Genomic DNA, 21,742 nt, shown 5'->3' on the forward strand with positions numbered 1-21,742 from the left:
ATCTTTCGATTCCGACGGACTATCCGGTGGAGCTGAGGGGACTCGAACCCCTGACCCCCTGCATGCCATGCAGGTGCGCTACCAGCTGCGCCACAGCCCCGGACCTTCGCCGCTCCGGTGATCTCCGAAGCAACTCAAATATCTTAGATCACCGTTTCCGAAAATTCCAAATCGGGCATATTCGGGACCCGTGAGGGCCTCTTATTCGCTTTCAGCAGCGGCCGAAGCCTTGGCTGAAGCGTCGTCGGCAAGCTGCAGGTCAACGACGGGGCAGTCCTTCCAGAGGCGCTCCAGGGCGTAGAAGACGCGGTCCTCTTCATGCTGGACGTGGATGACGATGTCCGAGTAGTCAAGCAGCACCCAGCGTCCGCCGGAACGGCCCTCGCGGCGGACCGGACGGAGGTCCTGCTTGGAGAGTTCTTCCTCGATGCCGTCCACAATCGCGTTGACCTGGCGTTCGCTGGGCGCTGAGGCGATGAGGAAGACGTCCGCCAGGGCAAGGCGTTCGCTCACGTCGAGCGCCACGATATCGTGGGCGATCTTGTCCGCAGCGGCCTTGGCGGCGTGGCGGGCTATGGCGATGGATGAATCTGATGCAGTCACGGGACTCCTTGTAGTTTTCTAAAGCTTCGTAAAGGGTGCGCAGCCGGTCAGCGGGACATGCCGCTGGCGATGAGGATGACGCCGGAAATGAGGGCCACGATCCCGAAGGCCAGGACCAGGACCTGCATGAGCCTGAGCCGGTTGGCGCGGGCCAGCCCTGCCGTGGCCGCATCCAGCGGCTCCAGGCCATGGGCGGACCGGGCCGGGATGCGGGGCAGGTCCGCGAAGAGGTCGTCAGACTCCCCCGCCCGGGCGTCCGGGGCAGCGGGAATTATTCGCTTGGGCTCGGTGGCGGCACGGGCGGCTGCTTCGGCCCGGGCGATGACCCGGGAACGGCCTGCCGGAGCGCCAGGAGCAGCAGCCGACTGCCTGGACGCGGCGGACTGCCGGCGGTTTTTGGCACCCGGCCGGACTTTGGCTCCCGGCTGGGTCTGAACCGGTACGTAGGACGTCGCCGGGGGCTTCATCACCGGCCTGTCGACGCCGGGTACCTGGACAAATTCAAGCGGCGTCACCATGGCGAGGTTGTCCGCGGTGGCCGGCCCTGACTGACCGGTTGCCGGCTGGCCTTTTGCTGACTGGCCTTTTGCCGGCTGCGCGCTTACAGGCTTTGCGCTTACAGGCCTGGCGCTTACGGGCTTCGGGCTTGCCGGCTGTGCGGTTACGGCCTGCTGCGGTGTGCCCTGGACGGCCGGGGCCTGCGATGCAGGTGGTGCGGCTTGCTCGGCCAGCTTCTGCTTGGCCATGGCCCGGCGGTTCAGGACGGCAGCCCGCTCGGCAAGGGCGATCTGTTCGGCCAGGATGTCCGGGTCCACGGCTTCGGGGTCGAGGGAGGCGATATGCTCCATCTTGGCCAGCTGGTTCTTGGCCTGCTCGGCAATGAGGGTGCGGGCCGCGAGTGCCTGCTCCACGCTCATGCCCTCCGGAATGCCCGGACCCTTGCCGGATCCTGCGGGTGCCGGTTTGGCGATCGCCGGGGACCCGACGGGGCCGGAGGGACCGGTGGGACCGGTGGGACCGGCGGATCCAGGAAGCGGCTTGCCCATCGGGGCCGGAATCGGCTGGCCCGTAGAGGAAAGCGGCTGCCCCATCGGGGCAGGAACCGGCTTGCCCGTGGATGGCAACGGCTTGCCCATCGGGGCCGGAATGATGGGGTTGGCCGACGTGACAGCCTGTTCTTTAAGCTGCTGGAGCCGCAACTGCCTGCGCGTGGGAGGGCCGCCGGCAGAAAGCTGCCCTTCCTTCTCCTCAAGTTCCTTAATGGTGCGCAGTGCGGCACGGTCGCGGGCACGGATCTGCGAGGACCGCTGGGCCTGGGACTGTTCCGGGACAGAGTCCACGGGGGCGTCGGCTGCTCGCCGTTGTTTTGAGGCAGGCGAAACCTGGCCCGGGCCCGTCGGGCCGGTAGCCGGCTTCTCATCTCTGGCCTGCCGCAATTCGCGGCGGCTGCGGACGGGGGGCTGTTCCTGACTCATTGAGAACTCATTCAGTACTGGCTGGCTCGTCTGTTTCGGTTGTTCGGACATCTTTGGGCTGTGTTCCCTCGGCGTACAGTCCGTATTTGGCGATGTACTGCACCACACCGTCCGGCACGAGGTACCAGACGGGGTTGTTCCCGGCGACCCGCGCACGGCAGTCGGTAGAGGAAATGGCCATGGCAGGCACCTCCAGAAGGCTGACGTCTTCCCGGCCCATGCCATCGAGAACGTGCCCGGGACGGGTCACACCGACAAAATGCGCCAGCGACCACAACTCGTCGATGTCTTTCCAGGACAGGATCTGCGCCAGGGCATCGGCACCGGTGATAAAGAACAGGTCGGCATCCGGACGCTGGGTCCGGAGGTCGCGCAAGGTATCAATGGTATACGTGGGACCCGGCCGGTCAATATCCACCCGGCTCACGGTGAAGCGCGGGTTTGATGCCGTGGCGATCACTGTCATCAGATAGCGATGCTCGGGCTCGCTGACGTGCTTGTGCGTTTTTTGCCACGGCTGCCCGGTAGGGACAAACACCACTTCATCCAGGCCGAACTTGTCAGCCACTTCGCTTGCTGCCACGAGGTGGCCGTGGTGGATGGGATCGAACGTCCCACCCATCACGCCCAGCCGCAGCCGCCTTTGCGCACCGCGGTTCAGAACACGGGAAATGTTAGTGGCCCTGGCCGTGATCGTGCTTGTTGGGGTGCTGGCGGTGCGGATCGGCGTGTTCTTCCGTGGCCGTGTGCCGGTTGCCCAGGTTGGAGTAGGACAGCGTGACGAACATCATGGCCAGCAGGATGGCAAACATGACGATCCCGAAAACCCACGGATCGGCCCAGAGCGGGGCAAGTTCGTGTTCTTCGCCTTCTGCGGCAACGGTCATGGCGATCTGCTGGAGCAGCATTTTCTCCCCTAGGGTTCAAGGATGTGGCAGCGGATCTTCCCGCCGTTCCGGACTTCTGTCTATGTTACCGCGTTGCTACCCGCGGACTTGGCCCTCGCCCTGCACGATCCACTTTGTGGTGGTGAGCTCGGTCAGGCCCATCGGGCCGCGGGCGTGCAGTTTCTGCGTGGAGATGCCCACTTCGGCACCGAGTCCCAGCTCTCCGCCGTCGGTAAAGCGTGTGGAGGCGTTGACGATCACGGCAGCCGAATCCACCTCGGCGATGAACCGCTCCGCGTTGGCTAGGTCATTGGTGAGGATGGCTTCGGTGTGGCCGGTGGACCACGTGCGGATGTGCCTGACGGCGTCATCCAGGCTGTCCACCATAGCCACAGCCAGGTCGAGGTCCATGTACTCCGTTGCCCAGTCCTCGTCCGAGGCTGGAGTGGATTCGATGGAGGAAGGCAGTGCGGCGCGGATCCGCTCGTCGGCGTGCAGCGTGACACCGGCGCCACGAAGCGCGGCGGCAACGGCTGGCAGGACGGTGGACCGGGAGTGGACCAGGAGCGTCTCTACGGTGTTGCAGACGCTTGGCCGCTGGGTCTTGGCGTTCAGGAGGATCTCCACCGCCATGTCCTCGGAAGCGGATTCGTCAATGAAGATATGCACGTTGCCTTCACCGGTTTCGATAACCGGCACGGCCGCGTTCAACACTACGGACTGGATCAGGTCCCGGCCGCCCCGGGGAATCAGGACATCCACCCGCCCGCGTGCCCGCATCAGGGCGTTGGCACCTTCACGGCCGTACTGGTCCACCGTCTGCACGGCATCGGCGGGCAGGCCCACGCTGTCCAGGGCGTCCCGGAGAACCTGGACCAGGGCCTCGTTCGTGGCTGCCGCGGCGGTACCGCCGCGGAGGATAACGGCGTTTCCGCTCTTCAGTGCGAGGCCGGCAATATCTACTGTGACGTTGGGGCGGGCCTCGTAGATGGCGGCCACCACACCCATGGGCACGTTGACCTGGCGCAGGCGCAGGCCGTTGGGCAGGGTCTGGCCGCGGACCACGTTACCCACGGGGTCCGGCAGGTTGGCGAGGTTCTCCAGGGCATCCACGAGTCCGGTAATCCGGGCGTCAGTCAGTGTAAGGCGGTCCAGCATGGCCGCGGACGTGCCGTTGGCCTTGCCGGCCGCTACGTCCTTGGCGTTAGCTGCGAGGATGCGGCGCTTTTGTTCCAGCAGGGCGGCCCCGATGGCACGCAGGCCACGGTCCTTCCACGCCCGGTTTGCCCGCGACATACGCCGGGCGGCGTGCCTGGAGCGGTCCGCGATGGCATGGACAGCGGCCTCCACATCCTGCGGCGACTGCGGCACTGCCGTCTCCGGCGAGGTCAGCTCCGGCTCCATGGTGGCAGCGGAAACTGCGGTGTTGTCGCCGGAAGTCGCAGCAGTGGTGTGGGTCAGTGCCTCAGTCATGATCCAAGTTTAGGCGAGTTGCGGGCTCAGACCAGCACCAGGTCATCAACGTGAACAACTTCACGGTCGTAGCCGCGGCCCAGTGCCTTGCCCAGTTCCTTGGTGGACCGGCCCAGCATCTGGGGCAGTTCGGCCGCGGAGTAGTTGACCAGTCCCCGGGCAATGACGGTGCCGTCGGCACTGACCATCTCGACGGCGTCGCCTGCCTCGAAATCGCCGTCCACCGCGGAGATGCCGGCCGGGAGCAGGGAGGTGCGGCGGTGGCGCACTGCCTTGACGGCGCCGTCGTCGAGAATCAGTTTGCCGTGGACGGAGGCCAGGTGCGCGAGCCAGAGCAGGCGCACGGGTTTGCGTGCCCCGTTGACGGTGAACCAGGTGCCTACGTCCTCGCCGGCCAGCGCGGCTGCTGCGTTGGCGGTGGAGGTAACCAGCGCATGGATGCCGGAGCCGGCCGCAATCGTTGCGGCTTCCACCTTGGTGGTCATGCCGCCGGTGCCCACACCGGCTTTCCCGGCCTTGCCGATGGTGACGCCGTCGAGGTCGTGCGGACCTTCCACGAGGGGAATCCGCTTGGCACCGTGCGACGGCGGACCGTCGTAGAGGGAGTCGACGTCGGAGAGCAGCACCAGCGCGTCAGCACGGACCAGGTGCGCCACAAGGGCCGCCAGGCGGTCGTTGTCCCCGAAGCGGATCTCGTGGGTGGCCACGGTGTCGTTTTCGTTGACTACCGGGACCACGCCCAGGTTGAGGAGGCGGTCCAGGGCGCGGAAGGCGTTGGTGTGCTGGCTGCGGCGCATCAGGTCGTCCGCCGTGAGCAGCACCTGGCTGACCGTCACGCCGTGCGCGCCGAACGCCTGGGTGTACCGGGCCATCAGCAGGCCCTGCCCCACGCTGGCCGCGGCCTGCTGCGTGGCCAGGTCCCGGGGCCGCTTGGCCAGGCCAAGCGGTGCCAGGCCTGCCGCGATGGCGCCGGAGGACACCAGGATGATCTCCGCACCGGCGTTGCGCTTGGTGGCAAGGGCATCAGCCAGGGCGGTGAGCGCTTCCTCGGAGATGCCGCCCTTGATGCTGGTGAGCGACGACGAACCGACCTTAACAACGATCCTGCGGGCATGCGCGAGCACGCTGCGGTCCGCGGTCCGCGGGTGCGACACCGCGGTGGCGGCGCTACTGGTCATCGTCTGCGCCCAGTCCACTCTCCTTGAGCGGCTTGGCGACACGGCGGCTGCTGACCGATTCGGTCCAGATCCCGGCCTTGCGCTCTGCTTCGAGCTCGGCGCGGGCGGCTGCCTTGGCATCCTTGCGTTCCTGCTGCTCTTCGCGCTTCTGCCCGCGGGTGGGGCGGTCGCCGATATCCGCAAAGCGGACGTCGGTGCCGCGGGGGGCAGCGAGCAGTTCCGCACCGGCCATCATGGTGGGCTCCCAGTCGAAGACCACGCCGTCGTCCTCGCCGATCACCACGGTGTCGCCTGGCTTGGCGCCCTGCTTGAAGAGTTCGTTTTCCACGCCCAGCTTGGCGAGCCGGTCCGCGAGGTAGCCAATGGCTTCCTCGTTGGTGAAGTCGGTCTGCTTGACCCAGCGCACGGGCTTGTCGCCGAGGACCCGGAACAGCGGTTCGAGGTTCTTTTCCTCGCGGCGGATCTTGAAGCCGGACTCGTTCACGGCACGGGGCCGCAGGACAGGCGGCTGGACCTTCGGCGGGGCAGCCGCAAGGGCGTCGCGGGCGGCCTGGACAATTTCCGCCATGGCAAAGCCCAGCTGGCGGAGGCCCTCGTGGCTGGTGGCAGAGATCTCGAAGACCCGGTAGCCGCGTGATTCCAGTTCGGGGCGGACGAATTCGGCCATGTCCTTGCCGTCCGGCAGGTCCACCTTGTTCAGGGCGACGAGGCGCGGCCGGTGGTTCAGGGGTACAACCTCGCCGTCCTGGCCTGCGTAGCTCATGTCCACGGCGTACTTTTCCAGTTCCGCTTCGATGATGGCAAGGTCCGAAAGCGGGTCGCGGTCTGCTTCGAGGGTGCCGCAGTCGAGCACGTGCACCAGCGCGGCACAGCGCTCCACGTGGCGCAGGAAGTGGTGGCCCAGGCCCTTGCCTTCGCTGGCACCTTCAATGAGGCCAGGAACGTCAGCGATGGTGAAACGGACGTCGCCGGCCTGGACAACGCCAAGGTTGGGGATCAGCGTGGTGAACGGGTAATCGGCAATCTTGGGCCTGGCAGCGGACATTGCCGCGATCAGGCTGGACTTGCCGGCAGAGGGGAAACCCACCAGGGCAATGTCTGCAATGGACTTCAGTTCCAGCACGATGTCAGCGGCGTCACCCTCGATGCCCAGCAGGGCAAAGCCCGGGGCACGGCGCTTCTGCGAGGACAGTGAGGCGTTGCCGAGGCCGCCCTGGCCGCCGGCGGCTGCTACGTATTCGGCGCCTTCGCCGACGAGGTCGGCAAGGACGGTTCCGTCCTTGGCCTTGACCACGGTGCCGTCCGGGACCGGCAGGATCAGGGTTTCGCCGCTTTTGCCGCCGCGCCAGTCACCCATGCCCGGGCCGCCGTTGGTGGCGTGCCGGTGCGGGGCGTGGTGGTAGTCCAGCAGTGTGGTGGTCTGGTGGTCAACGCGGAGGATGACGTCGCCGCCGTCACCGCCGTTGCCGCCGTCGGGACCGCCGAGAGGCTTGAACTTCTCCCGGTGCACGGAGACACAGCCGTGGCCGCCGGTACCGCCGGATACATGCAGTACTACCCGGTCTACAAAGCTCGCCACGTGGATCTCCTCAGTGCTGTTTCCTGGACGCCCTAGGCGCCAAGATGATTGTAATGCGGTTAAAAGAACAGTGGAGCGGACCAAATGGCCCGCCCCACCGCTTCAGAACTATGAGTTACTCTGCAGCTGCAGCAGCAACGATGTTGACGACGCGGCGACCGCGGCGGGTGCCGAACTCGACAGCTCCCGGGGTCAGTGCGAACAGGGTGTCGTCTCCGCCACGGCCAACGCCGGCGCCCGGGTGGAAGTGGGTGCCGCGCTGGCGGACGATGATCTCGCCAGCGGAAACTACCTGGCCGCCGAAGCGCTTGACGCCGAGGTACTGGGCGTTGGAGTCACGACCGTTGCGAGTGGAACTCGCGCCTTTTTTATGTGCCATTTGAAATGCCTGCCTCTAAATTCTGGGGAATCTGCTGAAAACCTGAACAGTAACGAAGGTTACTTGATACCAGTGATCTTGACCTTGGTCAGTTCCTGACGGTGACCCTGGCGCTTCTTGTAACCGGTCTTGTTCTTGAACTTCTGGATGACGATCTTCGGACCACGGAGGTCATCGAGGATCTCAGCCGTAACAGTTACCTTGGCCAGGTCCGCAGCGGCGGAGGTGACCTTGTCACCGTCTACCAGGAGCAGTGCGGGCAGCTGAATGGTGCTGCCGGCTCCACCGGGGACGCGGTTCATGGTAACGAAGTCTCCAACGGAAACCTTCTCTTGCCGGCCGCCTGCGCGGACAATCGCGTACACCACTTGGGAACTCACTTCTCTCGACGTTTATTACTAGATTTGCGTGCGGAACCTGGGCCAATGTTTGACTGGGTTCCCGCTGTGCCTCAACGCCGTGGGGTCGTAACCCAAGTGTTGGCGTAAGCACCGAAGATCTAGAATACGCTAATTTCGCCTTCGGCCGCAAATGAGGCTGGTTACGGCCGTTTGACTGTGATAGGTCCCACTAATGGGAACAACACTGACAATCCGAAACCGTGCCCGACTATCGTACCGGCTGCGTGGCCCTTCGGCGTTCAGGCATGCAGCCGCGGCGCGTCGAAGAACTCCACTTCGAACCGGCTTGAGTGCTTGAAGGCCTGAACCATGGCAGCCCGCTCGTCCCCGGAGGCCTTTCGTCCGGCGTCGTCAACCAAGGCGATCGCGTCCCGCGTGGCCTGCGCGAAATCCTCGTCCGCGTACGTCCGCAGCCATTCGGCATAAGGGTGCTCCGCCGGAGCGCCTGCCGCAAGGAACCGGGCGTGGAGTGCCTTGCCCGCCTCGGCGTACAGCCAGAAACACGGCAGCAGGGCCGCCACCGCAACTCCGTAGCTGCCGGAGGCTGGGGCGGCCAGCAGATGGTCCACATAGGACTTGGTGACCGGGCCCAGGACGTGCTCCACGGTGCGGGTGCTGAGCCAGTTGCGGTGCAGTTCGGATTCGACGTCAAGGCATTGCTGGGCAGACCTGGCCCAGAACAGCTGCGCGGCTTCTGTCGGCGCCAGCGCGCTGGCGCGGGCAAGAACCCGTGAATAGCCGTTGAGGTAGATGGCATCCTGGGCGAGGTAGTAGGCGAACTGTTCCTCTGCCAGCGAGCCGGCCGTCAGGTCGCGGATGAATTCCAGCCCGTAGATAGCCTCCAGGTAAGGGGCCGCCGTCCGCTGCAGGAGTGCAGCGAATTCCCCGGCAGCGGGAGGCTGCTGTACATGGTGGAAGTGGTGGACCGGGCCGTTGCCGCCGCCGACCCCCAGTTGGCCGGATGCCCGCAGCGCGCCGGCAAGCCACGGCTTCACCAGCAGCAGGGACGCCTCCCAATCCCCCAGCCGGGCCTGTGCAGTTGCCATGGCCGAGGACAGCGAGCAGCCCGTGCCATGACTGTTGCGCGTGGCGATCCTGTCTCCCGTCACTTCCACAACCGGCCGGGAAAGCAGTCCCCCGGCATTGACCAGGGCATCAGGGCACGTGTCGCCGTCGAGATGGCCTCCCTTAACCAGGACCGTGGCGCCGGTAGCCGCGGCCAACCGTTTTCCCTGCTCCAGCGCCTCCGCCCAGTCCCGGGCCTGGGGCTCCCCTGCCAGGATGGCGAGCTCCGCAAGGTTTGGTGTAATCAGGTCCGCAAGCGGCAGCAGGGCCCGCATGGCCGTCTCGGCCGGCTCCTGCAGCAGCCGGTCTCCACTGGTTGCCACCATCACCGGATCGAGGACCACGACGGCGGGACGTACCTTTTCCAGCCAGCTGCGGACCGCATCGATCACCTCCGCGTTGCCCAGCATGCCGATCTTGACTGCATCGATGGTGATGTCGTCGCTGATGGCGTCAAGCTGCTGGCGCAGGAACGCAGCGGGGGGAACGTGGACTGCCTGGACGCCGAGTGTGTTTTGAACCGTCAAAGCGGTGATGGCTGCCATGCCGTATCCGCCCATGGCGGCAATGCTTTTGAGGTCAGCCTGGATCCCGGCTCCCCCGGACGGATCCGAGCCGGCAATGGACAACACCCGCGGGGTATCAGTCAGAACATCCGCTGCGGCCGATGGCGCAAAGGCGGTGCCGGCGGCCGGGGCTGCTGGTCCCGGGGCTGTCAGTGGCGGCAGGGCCGCTGGAAGATCGGGGGTTGCGGGAGGAAGGACATAAGTCGAAGCCAAGGAGACATCCCTTCGCCGGTGCTAACCGGACAGGTTCTACGGGTCTGGATCTCAGCCGGCTTTCTGCCGGCACCCCGTGTCAGTCACCCAGCCTAGCCTTTCTTTGGTGCCGCTGCCCGAAGATGAAGCCGGGACGCAGAATGCCCGGACGCGCCCCCAATGAAGGGCGTGTCCGGGCATTCCGGCCTATGTCCGGCGAAGGATCAGAGTTCTGAGGCAGGAACCCCTACACCCAGGATGATCGGCGCGCTGGTTTCGACCGGTTTGGCACTTGCGGGAGCCTTGGCGGGCTCCGGCGCCTTGGCCGCGTGCGTGTGCCCGGCCGCGGCTGCAGGGACAGCTTCGTGATGCTCCACCGTGGTGGCATTGGCTGCGCCCTGGGCCCGGCTGGCACTGCGGTTCCGCCGCGGCCGTCGGGTGGCGGGCTGCTGGGTGTGATCCGAGTAGTCCCGTTCAACAACGGCGGGAACCTGGCGGGCAGGGGCTGCAGCGGGCGCGCTGACGGCCTGCCGGCTCACTTCCGGCTCTGCCTGCCTGACCTCGGCGGGCTGGCTTGCCTCCTGACCGCTTTCGGTTTCAGGGGCCGGACCGCCGAGCCTGGCGAAGGCCTCCGCCAGGCGGTCAAGGGTCAGGGCAGGGGCTTGCGGCTGGTCCTCGTGGTGCTCGACAAACGGCAGCACTACCTGTTCACCGCCGAAAGTCAGCACGGCGGCCGGGCGGCCGGTAATTTCGCCTTCCGACCGTTCCGGCGCAGGGGCGGGGGCCTCCGTGCCGGCGGCCCGGGCCGCCGCAGCAGCCTGGGCTACTTCGTCGTCATGCAGGTGGGCCGCGTGTGCTGCGGCAGCAATATTGGCCAGAGCTGCCCGCGTGGCCTCCGCCTTGGCGTGGCGCTCGGCGTCGCTGGGGTCCGGGTGGACCGTGTGGATCTGCACCGGAGCTGCCGGTGCCACCTCCAGGGGCTGGCCGCCACGGCCGCGGCGGCGCTTCCGGTCGGTCCGGCCGCCCTGCTGTGCGTCCGGACGCTGGGTGTCGCTGCGCTGGCTGTCCATCCGCTGGGTGTCCGGGCGGCTGTCCGTGCGCTGCACGTGGTGCTCGGCGGCGACAGTGTTGGCGCGACGGTGCTCCACAGGATCGTCGTGGGTGACGATTCCGCGGCCGGCGCAGGTTTCGCACTGCTCGCCGAAGACTTCCAGGAGCCCTGTGCCCATGCGCTTGCGTGTCATCTGCACCAGTCCCAGGGAGGTCACTTCGGCCACCTGGTGCTTAGTGCGGTCACGGCCCAGGCATTCCACCATGCGGCGGAGCACCAGGTCGCGGTTGGACTCAAGGACCATGTCGATGAAGTCGATGACAATGATGCCGCCGATGTCCCGGAGGCGGAGCTGCCGGACTACTTCTTCGGCCGCTTCGAGGTTGTTCTTGGTGACGGTTTCCTCGAGGTTTCCGCCGCTGCCGGTGAACTTGCCGGTGTTGACGTCCACCACGGTCATGGCTTCGGTCCGGTCAATGACCAGCGACCCGCCGGAGGGCAGGAAGACCTTGCGTTCCAGGGCCTTGTGGATCTGCTCGTCGATCCGCCAGGCGGCGAAAATGTCCTGGTCCTTGGTCCACTTCTCCAGCCGGCCCACCAGGTCCGGGGCAACGTACGTGACATAGGCCTCGATGGTGTCCCAGGCCTCTTCACCGGAGACGATGAGCTTGGAAAAGTCCTCGTTGAAGACGTCGCGGACCACCTTGATGGTGAGGTCCGGTTCGCCGTAGAGCAGTTCCGGCGCCAGCACTTTGGTGGATGTGGACTGGCTTTCGATGCCCTCCCACTGCGCCCGCAGCCGGTTGATGTCGTGGGTGAGTTCCTCTTCGGAGGCACCCTCGGCAGCGGTGCGGACAATCACACCGGCATGCTCGGGCAGGCGGTCCTTGAGGATGCGCTTGAGGCGGTTGCGTTCGACGTCGGGCAGCTTGCGGGAGATCCCCGTCATGGAGCCGCCGGGAACGTAGACGAGGTAACGGCCCGGGAGGGAGATCTGGCTGGTCAGGCGTGCGCCCTTGTGGCCGACCGGGTCCTTGGTGACCTGCACCAGGACGGTGTCGCCTGATTTCAGCGCGTTCTCGATCCGGCGCTGTTTGCCTTCGAGGTTGACCGATTCCCAGTTGACTTCACCGGCGTACAGCACGGCGTTGCGGCCGCGTCCGATGTCAACGAACGCCGCTTCCATGGAGGGCAGGACGTTCTGCACCTTGCCAAGGTAGACGTTGCCGATCAGGGAGTCCTGCTGCGTCTTGGAAACAAAGTGCTCGGCCAGGACGCCGTCTTCGAGGACGCCGATCTGGATTCTGTCGTCGCGCTGGCGGACGATCATCTGCCGGTCCACTGATTCCCGGCGCGCCAGGAACTCCGCTTCGGTGATGACGGTGCGGCGGCGGCCCGTGTCGCGGGATTCGCGGCGGCGCTGCTTCTTCGCTTCGAGCCGGGTGGAACCCTTGACGCTGGTCACGCGGTTGTTGACGGGCGCCTCGGTCACGGCGCGCGGCGCGCGGACCCGGGTCACGGTGTTGGGCGGATCGTCGCCCTCTCCACCGGTCAGTTCAAGATCCTGGTCGCCACGGCGGCGACGGCGGCGACGGCGGGACGTCACTCCTTCGTCACCCTGGCCGATGGACTCTTCCTCGTCTTCAGCGCCACCGTCCTGGTCGCCGTCGGAACCCTCGGCGTCGGCGTCAGCTTCGTTGTCTCCGGTGCGCGTGCGCCCGCGGCGGCCGCGGCTGCGGCGCCTGCGGCGGCTGTTGGCGTCGTCCGCTTCGCCTTCTTCGGCGTCGTCCTCTTCCGGCTCTTCCGCAGCCGCGGCGGGAGCAGGACGGACAACAGTGGTCAGGTCGGGGGCCTGGAAGAGGACGGACGTGGCCGAACCCGGCTCCAGGAACAGCGAACCGAAGGGGCTGGCAGGCGCGGCGGCAGGCTCTTCCGCCGGAGCGGCGGCCGGGGCCGGAGTTTGTGCGGCCGCCGGGGCCGCTGCTTCAGGAGGTGCTGCGGCGGCGGCGGCTTCGGGCGCCGCCTTGGCCTGCGGGGCAACGGCGGCAGGGGCCGCTTCTTCCGCCGGCACGGCGGCGACATCCAGCGCCGCAACGTCCGGCGCTGAAGTTTTGCGGGTGGCTACCCGACGGCGGCGGACGGGCTTTGCGTCGGCTTCCCCCTCGGCTGCCGGGGCATCGGCTGCGGGCTCAACGGCAGAGGCGCCCGCTGCTGCAGCCGGCGCTTCGGTGGCGTCGCCGGCGAAGGCGGGCAGCGGCTCCGCGCCCTCCGGCTTCTTGCGGGCACGCGTCCGGCGAACGGGAGTTTTGGTTTCCGGTGCAACCTCCACCACAGCCACTCCCTCAAGGACGGCAGCGGTCTCGGCGTCGCGCTGTTCCCCGGCGTCGGTGAGGGTCCCGGCGTCAGCCGATGCTGCGGCGTCGGCGGCCTTCGGCGCTGCTTTACGCCGCGTCCTTACTGCCCTTTTGGGCGCTTCGGCGGCTTCGGGGGCCGTTGCTTCAACGTTAACGGCTGGTACTTGTTCATTTTCCATATGTGGCAACACTCCTGCCCCTGACGTACCGCCACATCCGGCACCCATTGGGGCACATATTGTCAAAACCCGCAGGCGTTGACAGAAGTCAAGTGGATACTCCCAGGTTCGCACCGGCATTGGGGTGCGGCAGCCCGTGGGAGCCGTCGGCTGTGTCCTGAAACCCGTTGTTCTACACGCCACAACCAGGTGCCGACCAATGGAGTTGCGGGAAACCGGATCAGAGAATCCGAAGCCTGCCCTGCTCATCATTGGCGGTCTTGAAACAAGCCACCGGACCGGAGTCCGAATGTGGGTCGGCCTCCAGCCACGTTCATTCTCTCATACCCGCACTGAAACGCCGCGGAGGCCGGGGTATCCGATCCGCAAATGTGCAGCGGGCCGGAGCCGCTGAAAACAGTCTTCAGGTGCCGGCGTTACAATCGGGCGAGGAGCACCCGAAGCAAAGGACGCTAGACCATGCCCAGCATTTCCCCGCACGGCACCGATACGCCGGCAGCCTCCCCCGCGGCAGGGACATTGACCGCACAGTCCTCCAGCGTTCCGCTCATGACGCGCAACCGGCCCCTGGGCTGGCTCATGGTCATTACCGGTGCCATCGGCTGGCTGGCCTCGGGAACCCTGGTCCTTGAGAAGCTCGAGGTCCTCAAGGATCCCAACCACACCACTGTCTGCGATGTGAATCCATGGATTTCCTGCGGCCAGGTGATGCAGACGTGGCAGAGCTCGGTTTTCGGGTTCCCCAACATGTTCATCGGAATCGTGGCGTTCGCCATCATCATCACGGCGGGGATGGCCCTGCTGTCCGGCGCCACGTTCGCGCGGTGGTACTGGGCGGGCCTTCAGGCCGGCGTCACCCTCGGCTTCGCGTTTGTGGTGTGGCTGTGGTCCCAGGCCCTGTACGAAATCCACATCCTCTGCCCGTTCTGCATGGTGGTGTGGGCAGCCATGATTCCGCTGTTTGTCTGGGTGACCATCCGGAACGTCAGCCACGGGATCATCCCCGCACCCGCAGGCGCCGCACGTGTCCTGGGCGATTCGGGCTGGATCATCACCGCGCTGCTCTACGTCGCGGTGATCGCCACCATTTTCTTCGCCTTCATCCAGGTGTTCGCCGGAACCTCAGGCTTCTAGGAGCAACCGCCACCGGAACGAGGTGACAGAAAAGGCCAGTGTCCGCGCAGGACATTGGCCTTTTCTGTCACCTCGACGAGGCGGGAGGGTCCAGGTCCTAGTCCTGGAACCAGATCTTGATTTCGCGCTCGGCCGAGTCCACGGAATCGGAGCCGTGGACCAGGTTCTGCTGGACCTTCAGGCCCCAGTCGCGGCCGAAGTCGCCACGGATGGTACCCGGAGCGGCCGTGGTGGGATCGGTGGTTCCGGCCAGGGACCGGAAGCCTTCAATGACGCGGTGGCCTTCGAAGATCGCCGCCACTACCGGACCGCTCAGCATGAATTCCACCAGCGGCTCGTAAAACGGCTTGCCCACGTGCTCCTCGTAGTGCTGCTCCAGGAGTTCGCGGGTGGCGTCCACCTTCTTCAGCTCGGCCAGGGTGTATCCCTTGGCCTCGATGCGGCTGAGGATCGCGCCGCTGAGGTTGCGGGCCACGCCGTCGGGCTTGATCAAAACGAGGGTGCGCTCAATGCTCACGGTTGCTCCAATACTTGGTGGGGGTTTCGGGACAAGTCTACGAGGCCGGCGGGGTGTCCCCGTGCGCCGCATTCCATTCCGCCTGTTCGCGTTCGCGCTGCGCGGACTCCGAGTCGAGCCGGATGCCGGTGCGGATCCCGTACCACCAGGCCATGCCGAACATGCCGCCCACAAGGAACATCATGGGTTCCACGATTCCGGTGAGGATCAGGACAATCTGCAGGATCCAGCCCAGGCCCACACCCCACGGCCTGGACAGCACCGCACAGGCAAAGATCATGATCAGGCTGAGGGCGATGCCGGTTCCCAGGATCAGGGCCGGCGGGAATTCGCCGCGCTTGAGCCCGAATACGGCCAGGGTGGCAAAAAAGACCACAAACGCCTCGAGCAGCAGGACCGTGGAGGCAAACATCACCTTGGTGGAACGGCGCTTCCTGGGCATCCCCGGACGCCATTCACGCTGGGCTTTTGTCAGCTTGGCCATGGCTAGGCCTCCGTCTTTCCGAGCAGGATCCGCGCCTCTGCCACCAACGTGATGGAACCGGTCACCAGCACGCCGCCGGACAGGTCATCGTTGGCTTCGGCACGCTCCACGGCCCATTCCAGGGCATCATCGAGCTTCTCCGCGATGTGGATGTTGTCTTCGCCGAAGCCCATCTCCACGGCCAGTTCCGCCAGTTCTGCCGCAGGTACAGCCCGCGGGGAGTTGGACTGGGTGAAGCAGTATTCCTCGGCCATGTCGCCCAGGGATTCCTTGAGCTGGCGCAGAATCTCTTCCGCGTCCTTTTCCTTGAGGACACCCACCACCGGAACGAGCCGGGTGAACGTGAAAGCCTCCTGGATGGCCTCGGCGGAGACCCTGATGCCGTCCGGGTTGTGCGCGGCGTCCACGATGATGGTGGGAGCCGTCCGGACAACTTCGAGCCGGCCCGGTGAGGTGACCGAAGCAAATGCTTCCTGCAGCACCTCGGCGTCCAGTTCTTTTTCCCCGCCGAAGAAGGCCTCGAGCGCCGCAACGGCCACGGCCGCATTCTGGGCCTGGTGGGCACCGTGCAGCGGGAGCAGCAGGTCGGGGTAGCGGCCGGCGATGCCCTGGATGCTGACCACCTGCCCGCCCACGGCTACGGTCCGGGATTCAACGCCGAATTCCACGCCCTCGAACCGGAACGGTACTGCCACGTCCTTGGCCTTTTCCAGCAGGACCTGGGCGGCATCCACCGGCTGGGACGCGCTGATGAGGTAGCCGCCGGGCTTGATGATGCCGGCCTTTTCGTACGCGATGTCCTCTGTGGTGTCCCCCAACAGGTCTGTGTGGTCCAGCGAGATGGGTGTGATCACCGAGACCAGGCCGTCGCCCACGTTGGTGGCATCAGTGATGCCGCCAAGGCCCACTTCGATGACTGCCACGTTGACTGGCTGGTCGGCGAAGATGGCAAACCCCAGGATGGTCAGGCATTCAAAGTAGGTCAGCCTGGGCTCCCCCGCGGCTTCCAGCTCGGAATCCACGATCTGCAGGTAGGGGCGGATCTCATCCCAGATCCGCACAAACGTTTCATCCGATACGGGATGCCCGTCGATGCTGATCCTTTCGGTGACCTTGGACAGGTGCGGGCTGGTGTAGCGGCCCGTGCTCAGGCCGTGGGCACGCAGCCCGGCTTCGATCATCCGTGCCGTGGAGGTTTTGCCGTTGGTTCCGGTGACATGGATGATCGGGAACGCCTTGTTGGGCTCCCCCAGCACATCCATGGCGCGGAACAACGGCGCCAGGCGCGGTTCCATCTTGTTTTCGGGCGCACGGCCCAGCAGTTCGGCGTAGACACTCTCTACGGAGAATTCGTCGGTCATATCCTAGGCCTCTGTCTTTTCGACGGTAATGCGGGGGTCGCCGGACTCTGCCGGGACGGTGTCCAGCGCAAGGGTCAAGGTTTCGGTCTTGACCAGTCCGGCATTGGCCAGGAGGGCATCAAGCACGGCCTGGGTGGCAGTGACGCTTGTCCGGATGCGGTCGCTGACGTTCAGCCCGGCGTCCTTGCGTGCCTGCTGGATGGCACGGACCATGTCGCGGGCGGTTCCTTCGGCTTCAAGCTCCGGCGTGACCTCGGTGTTGAGCACCACAAACCCGCCGCCCGGCAGCACGGCGGCCGCCCGGGATCCGGCGCCGTCCGCGGACTCTGCCACCACGGTTTCCAGGCTGTACTCCTGCGGTTCCAGTTCCAGCCCGCCCGCGGTGACAACACCCTCATCGGAGACAGACCAGTCACCCGACTTCGAGCCCTTGATGGCCTGCTGGACGTTTTTGCCGAGGCGCGGCCCGGCTGCCCGGGCGTTGACCACCAGTTTCTGCTCGATGCCAAACTCCTCCGGGGAAGCGTTCCCGGCGTCGAGCAGGCGGACGGACCGGATGTTCAGTTCATCGGCGACGACGGCGGCGAAACCTTCCAGCGCATCCGCGCCGGGTGCCACCACAGTCAGTTCCTGCAGCGGCAGGCGGACGCGAAGGTTCGCTGCCTTGCGGAGTGAGGACCCGGTGGAGCAGATCTGCTGCACGCGGTCCATCGCTTCCACCAGCGACGCGTTCGACGGGAAGAGCTCCGCTTCGGGCCAGTCGGCCAGGTGCACGGAACGGCCGCCGGTCAGGCCGCGCCAGATCTCCTCGGAGACCAGCGGCAGCAACGAGGCGGCCACGCGCGAGACGGTTTCCAGGGCGGTGTAGAGCGCGTCGAACGCGTCGGCGCTTTCATCGAAGAAGCGCTGGCGGCTGCGGCGGACGTACCAGTTGGTGAGCATGTCCAGGTAGCTGCGCAGCTCGTCGCAGGCACCGGAGATGTCGTAGCTGTCCAGCTGGGCGGTCATGTTGCGGACCAGGTCACCGGTGTTGGCCAGCAGGTACTGGTCCAGCGTGTCGGCGTAACCGTCGTAGCGGAGCTTCGCGTCGTACCCGGAGCCGCCATCGGCGGCGTTCGTGTACAGCGTAAAGAAGCTGTACACATTCCACAGCGGCAGGATGACCTGCCGGACGCCGTCGCGGATTCCCTGCTCGGTGACCACGAGGTTGCCGCCACGGAGGATGGGGCTGGACATCAGGAACCAGCGCATGGCGTCGGAGCCGTCGCGGTCCAGGACCTCGGAGACGTCCGGGTAATTCCGCAGGCTCTTGGACATCTTCTGACCGTCGGAGCCCAGCACAATGCCGTGGCTGATGACGTTGCGGAACGCGGGCCGGTCAAACAGCGCGGTGGACAGGATGTGCAGCATGTAGAACCAGCCGCGGGTCTGGCCTATGTACTCCACGATGAAGTCGGCCGGGTTGTGGGTATCGAACCAGGCCTCGTTCTGGAACGGGTAATGCACCTGGCCGTAAGGCATGGAGCCGGAGTCGAACCAGACGTCCAGGACGTCCTCGACGCGCCGCATCACGGACTGCCCCTCTTCGGGGGTCCGGGGATCGTCCGGGTTGGGGCGGGTCAGTTCATCGATGAAGGGGCGGTGCAGGTCGACCTGGCCGGCCTTGTTCAGCGGCAGGCGGCCGAAGTCGGCTTCGATCTCGGCGAGGGAGCCGTAGACGTCGGTGCGCGGGAATTCGGGGTCGCTGGACTGCCATACCGGGATGGGGCTGCCCCAGTACCGGTTGCGGCTGATGGACCAGTCGCGGGCATTGGCCAGCCACTTGCCGAACTGGCCGTCCTTGACGTTGCCCGGGATCCAGTTGATGTCCTGGTTCAGTTCGGACATGCGGTCCTTGAACTTGGTGACTTCCACGTACCAGGAGGACACGGCGCGGTAGATCAAGGGGTTGCGGCAGCGCCAGCAGTGCGGGTAGCTGTGTTCGTAGCTGGCCTGGCGGACCAGCCGGCCCTGCGCACGGAGCACCTGGGTGATCGGCTTGTTGGCTTCGAAGACCTGCAGGCCAACGATGTCATGAAGGTCGCCGTGGCTGAAGAGCGGCAGGAACTTTGCGCCCTCGTCCACGGACAGGACCACGGGGATGCCGGCCTCTTCACAGACCTTCTGGTCGTCTTCACCATAGGCGGGAGCCTGGTGGACGATGCCGGTGCCGTCGGTGGTGGTGACGTAATCGGCCACGAGGAAGCGCCAGGCGTTCTGTGTACCGAATTTTTCGGTGTCGCTGAAGTCGTTCCAGAGCGGCTGGTACTGCAGGCCTTCAAGGTCCGCACCGGTGTGGGTGGACGTCACGGCTGCCTCAGCGGCGTCAGCGTCCTCGTAGCCCAGGTCCTTGGCGTACGTGGCCAGCAGGTCCGCGGCCAGCAGGAAGCTGCCGGTGACCGGTGCGTCCGGCGACGCGGCCTTGATGCCGTTGGGTCCGGCGGGGAGCACGGCGTAGGTGATGGCGGGCCCGACGGCGAGCGCCAGGTTGGTGGGCAGCGTCCAGGGGGTGGTGGTCCAGGCGAGCGCCTGCACACCCGAAAGCTGCTGCGACAGCGCCGACTCCCCCGCCGTGATGGGAAACGTGACCGTGACGGTCTGGTCCTGGCGGTTCTTGTAGACGTCGTCGTCCATGCGCAGTTCATGGTTGGACAGCGGCGTCTCGTCCTTCCAGCAGTACGGCAGCACGCGGTAGCCGTTGTAGGTCAGGCCCTTCTCGTGCAGCTGCTTGAAGGCCCAGAGGACGGACTCCATGTACTCGACGTTGAGTGTTTTGTAGTCGTTGTCGAAGTCCACCCAGCGGGCCTGGCGGGTGACGTAGCTCTTCCACTCGTCCGCGTACTTCATCACCGAAGCGCGGCAGGCGTCGTTGAACTTATCGATGCCCATGGCTTCGATCTGGGTCTTGTCCGTCATGCCCAGCTGCTTCATGGCTTCCAGCTCGGCGGGCAGGCCGTGGGTGTCCCAGCCGAAGCGGCGTTCAACACGGCGGCCGCGCTGGGTCTGGTAGCGGCCCACCAGGTCCTTGGCGTAGCCGGTCAGCAGGTGGCCGTAGTGCGGGAGCCCGTTGGCGAACGGCGGGCCGTCGTAGAAGACGAATTCGTTGCTGCCGGGTTCCCCGCCCGGGGCGTCCGCGCTGCGCTGGTCGATGCTGGCCTGGAAGGTGCCGTCCCGGTCCCAGTACTTGAGGATGCGCTCTTCGATCTCCGGGAACTTCACGGAGTGGGAGACGCCGGCGGCAGCGCCGTTTGCAGCAGTGGCTGAGGCTTTGGGGTAATACGTCATTCTCGACATCCTGGGTTGAGCTGGTGAACCGGCCAGCCGTTGCTGGATGGTTCCGTTCAGGATGCGAGGACGGCTCCTGTGCAGCCGTATGACTGCACGCTTACCGCGGTACCACCTCACTTACCGGCATTCCGTCCGCTCCGCGAAGGAGAAGTGGAGTTGCCGGCCGCTCATTACAGCTGTGACGGGCATACCCGTCCGGTTCTAGTGACACCGACTGCCAGGTGGCGGGTCGGTGCGTTCTTCCGGAAGCTCACCGGTGATAGCCGGATCATAGCCATCACTGAGTCTACTATCGCCTGCCCGTCCACCGCCATTCCCCGCCGGGCGCAAGCATGGGGGCGGATGGGCATGCCGGGCAAAGGGTCACTCCCTAGACTCGGAGCTATGACTGCTTCAGCCCAGGGCTCCCCTACCGCGCCGCCGCACACCGGGATCAGTGCTCCACAACCGCCCTCCCCGGCGGCAGCCGGCAGACCGGTCAGGAGTTTCCTGCAATCGGCTTGCCGGTGGCTGGCAGTCCTGGTGGCCATGCCTGTACTGGTGCTGTCCGTATTCCGGGCAGTCCCTGCCGAATGGCCCGTCCTGGCAGTCCAGCTCCTGTCCTTCACGCCATGGCTGACCATTCCTGCCGCGGTGGCCGCGGCCCTGGCGCTGCTGGGCCGGAGCAGATGGCTGCTGGCGATTGCTGCACTGCTGTTGGGATGCCAGCTTTTCTGGCTCCTCCCCTTCGATGCCGCCCGTCCTGCCCCGGCATCCGGCGCTGATGCGGCTGCCGGTTCGGTGGCCGCTGTGGACCTGACGGCGATGAGCATCAACTCGGAGTACGGGCAGGCGGACGCAGCCGGCATCGTCCAACTGGTCAAGGACAACAGTGTTGGCCTCCTGGCCATCCAGGAACACACCCGGTCACTGGAGGAACGCCTCACAGCCGAAGGCCTGGACCTGGTCCTCCCCCACCGCGTCAGCGACCCTACGGACGACGCAGCCGGCAGTGCCGTGTACTCCAGCTATCCCCTCGAACCGGTAGGGCTCATCCCGGACACGCCGTTCCGGATGCCGACGGTCCGGCTGACAGCCGCTGACGGCGCGGCCACAGCAGTCCTGGAAGTAACCAGCGTCCACACCCTGCCGCCGGTGGATGTGAGGGTCGACCAGTGGCGGAGCGACCTTCGGGCGATAGCCCGGCTGGCGGAGCGTCCAGGCAACAGGCTGCTGATCGGTGACTTCAACGCCACTTACGACCATGCAGAGTTCCGGGAACTCCTTGCCACGGGAGGGCCGGACGGCCCGGGGCTCGTTGACGTGGGCGCAGCCTCTGGATCGCGGCTGACCCCCACGTGGCCGATGGACGGGTCCCTGCTGCCGGGGATTGCCATCGATCATCTGGTCACGACACCCGGGATTTCCAGCACCGGCTACCAGGTCCGGTATCTGCCGGGCACGGACCACGCAGCGGTCCTTGCCTCCCTCGCCATCCCGGCCGGCTGACCAGTCCGCCAGGCGCTGCCGGCAGGCGGCCCGTCGGGCTGCCTGCAGC

At 66.1% G+C, this 21,742-nt stretch carries 17 protein-coding genes, 1 tRNA gene and 1 riboswitch; of the genes, 2 read left to right on the top strand and 16 right to left on the bottom strand.

The window, feature by feature from the left end; translation table 11 throughout:
* Positions 1 to 27: 27 nt before the first annotated feature.
* The 12 genes from IDT60_RS10615 to IDT60_RS10670 all read right to left on the bottom strand — a co-directional run bounded on the left by IDT60_RS10615 (position 28) and on the right by IDT60_RS10670 (position 13,382).
* Positions 28 to 100 (bottom strand) — tRNA-Ala (locus tag IDT60_RS10615).
* Positions 101 to 201: 101 nt separating this feature from the next.
* Positions 202 to 603 carry a ribosome silencing factor gene (gene rsfS, locus IDT60_RS10620; protein ID WP_164199377.1) on the bottom strand — a complete coding sequence of 134 codons (402 nt, stop codon included), beginning with the start codon at positions 601 to 603 and terminating at the stop codon, positions 202 to 204.
* Positions 604 to 650: 47 nt separating this feature from the next.
* Positions 651 to 2,078 carry a hypothetical protein gene (locus IDT60_RS10625; RefSeq protein WP_191079067.1) on the bottom strand — a complete coding sequence of 476 codons (1,428 nt, stop codon included), beginning with the start codon at positions 2,076 to 2,078 and terminating at the stop codon, positions 651 to 653.
* Positions 2,079 to 2,085: 7 nt separating this feature from the next.
* On the bottom strand, positions 2,086 to 2,715 hold the full coding sequence (gene nadD, locus IDT60_RS10630) for a nicotinate-nucleotide adenylyltransferase (RefSeq protein ID WP_255527092.1): 630 nt from the start codon (positions 2,713 to 2,715) through the stop codon (positions 2,086 to 2,088).
* A 37-nt stretch (positions 2,716 to 2,752) separates the two neighbouring features.
* Positions 2,753 to 2,986, bottom strand: coding sequence for a hypothetical protein (locus tag IDT60_RS10635; protein ID WP_164199373.1), 234 nt, complete (start codon positions 2,984 to 2,986; stop codon positions 2,753 to 2,755).
* A 75-nt stretch (positions 2,987 to 3,061) separates the two neighbouring features.
* Positions 3,062 to 4,438 (bottom strand): glutamate-5-semialdehyde dehydrogenase, encoded by a 1,377-nt coding sequence (locus tag IDT60_RS10640; protein WP_191079068.1) that lies wholly within the window; start codon positions 4,436 to 4,438, stop codon positions 3,062 to 3,064.
* A gap of 26 nt (positions 4,439 to 4,464) precedes the next feature.
* Positions 4,465 to 5,616 carry a glutamate 5-kinase gene (gene proB, locus IDT60_RS10645; protein ID WP_191079069.1) on the bottom strand — a complete coding sequence of 384 codons (1,152 nt, stop codon included), beginning with the start codon at positions 5,614 to 5,616 and terminating at the stop codon, positions 4,465 to 4,467.
* The gene (gene obgE, locus IDT60_RS10650) at positions 5,606 to 7,195 is read right to left on the bottom strand and encodes a GTPase ObgE (protein ID WP_164199366.1); all 1,590 of its coding nucleotides are present in this window, start codon (positions 7,193 to 7,195) and stop codon (positions 5,606 to 5,608) included. The genes proB and obgE overlap by 11 nt, the downstream gene beginning before the upstream one ends.
* A 115-nt stretch (positions 7,196 to 7,310) precedes the next feature.
* Positions 7,311 to 7,574 (bottom strand): 50S ribosomal protein L27, encoded by a 264-nt coding sequence (gene rpmA, locus IDT60_RS10655; RefSeq protein WP_009372867.1) that lies wholly within the window; start codon positions 7,572 to 7,574, stop codon positions 7,311 to 7,313.
* A gap of 59 nt (positions 7,575 to 7,633) precedes the next feature.
* Positions 7,634 to 7,942: a 50S ribosomal protein L21 gene (rplU, locus tag IDT60_RS10660; protein WP_164206145.1), complete on the bottom strand. Its 309-nt coding sequence runs from the start codon at positions 7,940 to 7,942 to the stop codon at positions 7,634 to 7,636.
* 272 nt (positions 7,943 to 8,214) lie between these two features.
* Entirely contained in the window at positions 8,215 to 9,690 is a 1,476-nt protein-coding gene (thiD, locus tag IDT60_RS10665; protein ID WP_223883968.1) for a bifunctional hydroxymethylpyrimidine kinase/phosphomethylpyrimidine kinase, read from the bottom strand.
* Positions 9,691 to 9,809: 119 nt separating this feature from the next.
* A riboswitch (TPP riboswitch) is annotated at positions 9,810 to 9,906 on the bottom strand.
* A gap of 116 nt (positions 9,907 to 10,022) precedes the next feature.
* Positions 10,023 to 13,382, bottom strand: coding sequence for an Rne/Rng family ribonuclease (locus IDT60_RS10670; RefSeq protein ID WP_191079070.1), 3,360 nt, complete (start codon positions 13,380 to 13,382; stop codon positions 10,023 to 10,025).
* Between the two features lie 459 nt (positions 13,383 to 13,841).
* Between IDT60_RS10670 and IDT60_RS10675 the strand changes: the two genes are divergently transcribed.
* A complete protein-coding gene (locus IDT60_RS10675) occupies positions 13,842 to 14,516 on the top strand; it encodes a vitamin K epoxide reductase family protein (RefSeq protein WP_164199363.1) in 675 nt (224 codons plus the stop codon).
* A gap of 97 nt (positions 14,517 to 14,613) precedes the next feature.
* On the opposite strand, the gene ndk is transcribed toward IDT60_RS10675, so the two are convergent.
* The 4 genes from ndk to ileS are packed head-to-tail and all read right to left on the bottom strand — an operon-like array spanning position 14,614 to position 20,202.
* Positions 14,614 to 15,033 (bottom strand): nucleoside-diphosphate kinase, encoded by a 420-nt coding sequence (ndk, locus tag IDT60_RS10680; RefSeq protein ID WP_164199361.1) that lies wholly within the window; start codon positions 15,031 to 15,033, stop codon positions 14,614 to 14,616.
* A 37-nt stretch (positions 15,034 to 15,070) separates the two neighbouring features.
* Positions 15,071 to 15,517 (bottom strand): DUF4233 domain-containing protein, encoded by a 447-nt coding sequence (locus IDT60_RS10685; protein WP_191079071.1) that lies wholly within the window; start codon positions 15,515 to 15,517, stop codon positions 15,071 to 15,073.
* Positions 15,518 to 15,519: 2 nt separating this feature from the next.
* Positions 15,520 to 16,878 (bottom strand): folylpolyglutamate synthase/dihydrofolate synthase family protein, encoded by a 1,359-nt coding sequence (locus tag IDT60_RS10690; RefSeq protein ID WP_191079072.1) that lies wholly within the window; start codon positions 16,876 to 16,878, stop codon positions 15,520 to 15,522.
* 3 nt (positions 16,879 to 16,881) lie between these two features.
* Positions 16,882 to 20,202, bottom strand: coding sequence for an isoleucine--tRNA ligase (gene ileS, locus IDT60_RS10695; protein ID WP_191079073.1), 3,321 nt, complete (start codon positions 20,200 to 20,202; stop codon positions 16,882 to 16,884).
* 387 nt (positions 20,203 to 20,589) lie between these two features.
* Between ileS and IDT60_RS10700 the strand changes: the two genes are divergently transcribed.
* Complete coding sequence (locus tag IDT60_RS10700) at positions 20,590 to 21,693, top strand: endonuclease/exonuclease/phosphatase family protein (protein WP_191079074.1); 1,104 nt, start codon at positions 20,590 to 20,592, stop codon at positions 21,691 to 21,693.
* The last annotated feature ends 49 nt before the right edge of the window (positions 21,694 to 21,742 follow it).

Source organism: Pseudarthrobacter sp. BIM B-2242 (genome assembly GCF_014764445.1).
In the GTDB taxonomy this organism is placed as follows: domain Bacteria; phylum Actinomycetota; class Actinomycetes; order Actinomycetales; family Micrococcaceae; genus Arthrobacter; species Arthrobacter luteus_A.

Coding starts and splice junctions, on each gene's coding strand:
- IDT60_RS10625 (WP_191079067.1), bottom strand. CDS start 2,078: ATGAGTCAGGAACAGCCCCCCGTCCGCAGCCGCCGCGAATTGCGGCAG.
- IDT60_RS10635 (WP_164199373.1), bottom strand. CDS start 2,986: ATGCTGCTCCAGCAGATCGCCATGACCGTTGCCGCAGAAGGCGAAGAA.
- IDT60_RS10640 (WP_191079068.1), bottom strand. CDS start 4,438: ATGACTGAGGCACTGACCCACACCACTGCTGCGACTTCCGGCGACAAC.
- proB (WP_191079069.1), bottom strand. CDS start 5,616: ATGACCAGTAGCGCCGCCACCGCGGTGTCGCACCCGCGGACCGCGGAC.
- rpmA (WP_009372867.1), bottom strand. CDS start 7,574: ATGGCACATAAAAAAGGCGCGAGTTCCACTCGCAACGGTCGTGACTCC.
- IDT60_RS10670 (WP_191079070.1), bottom strand. CDS start 13,382: ATGGAAAATGAACAAGTACCAGCCGTTAACGTTGAAGCAACGGCCCCC.
- IDT60_RS10675 (WP_164199363.1), top strand. CDS start 13,842: ATGCCCAGCATTTCCCCGCACGGCACCGATACGCCGGCAGCCTCCCCC.
- IDT60_RS10685 (WP_191079071.1), bottom strand. CDS start 15,517: ATGGCCAAGCTGACAAAAGCCCAGCGTGAATGGCGTCCGGGGATGCCC.
- IDT60_RS10690 (WP_191079072.1), bottom strand. CDS start 16,878: ATGACCGACGAATTCTCCGTAGAGAGTGTCTACGCCGAACTGCTGGGC.
- ileS (WP_191079073.1), bottom strand. CDS start 20,202: ATGACGTATTACCCCAAAGCCTCAGCCACTGCTGCAAACGGCGCTGCC.
- IDT60_RS10700 (WP_191079074.1), top strand. CDS start 20,590: ATGACTGCTTCAGCCCAGGGCTCCCCTACCGCGCCGCCGCACACCGGG.